Here is a 795-nt window from a genome sequence, read left to right as displayed (position 1 = left end):
GACAGATGCTGTCAATCGCATCTTAGATATCGAACCGACTGATATTCATCAGCGTGTTCCTGTGGTGCTCGGTAGCAAAAATGAAGTCAATTATGTTAAAGACTTACACGTCAATTATTCTGAAAAATAATTGATTTGCGCGCCTGTTAAGAGCAGCCAGCAGAATACTAAATTAATCATAGGTGTTATGCTGGCTATCTAAACAACTCCTTTACTCTTCTCTAAGCGATCCACTATGGTATTAAATCCCACCGAGCTGATTACCTCAGATAAGAACACAACCGTGAAGCTTGTAAAAGCACTGTTGTCCCAAGCACGCCAGCGTAAAAAGAACGGTCAAACAGTCATAGAAGGCGTCCATTTGATAGATGCTGCGCTGCGTAGTGACTATCCTTTTGCCCAGATCCTACTGTCTGAATCAGCGCGTAGCCACCCTGAGGTTCAGCAAGTACTCACTCGTCTGCCTACTTATACGCCCATTCTTACTTTGTCAGATGCACTTTACGAGAGTATTCGTAGCTTGGGTACAGGCATCGATATTATGGCGATTATCAAAGTACCAACGCCTAGCCTATCGATGATCGATGAGGACTGCTTGATTTTGAACGACGTGCAAGATAGCGGGAACGTTGGTACGCTGCTACGCACAGCAGCAGCGGTTGGTATCCGCAATATTCTATGCACCAGTGCTACCGCGCAAGCTTGGTCTCCCAAGACGCTACGAGCAGGTATGGGTGCACAGTTTGCGCTGACTATTTATGAAGGCTTGAGTACGCAAGATATTTTAGATCACGT

General features: G+C 45.4%; 1 protein-coding gene and 1 pseudogene. Both read left to right on the top strand.

Translation table 11 applies throughout. The annotated features are described in order from the left end of the window. Positions 1–130: pseudogene (locus tag ACS8FC_RS16570) on the top strand (class 1 fructose-bisphosphatase); the annotation flags it as partial. Positions 131–235: 105 nt separating this feature from the next. After that, positions 236–795, top strand: a 560-nt coding sequence (locus ACS8FC_RS16565) for a TrmH family RNA methyltransferase (protein ID WP_439297583.1), incomplete at its 3' end; no start/stop codon positions are given.

This window comes from Psychrobacter sp. 1Y4, from assembly GCF_051847555.1.
This window is presented reverse-complemented; position numbering and strand designations above follow the sequence as displayed.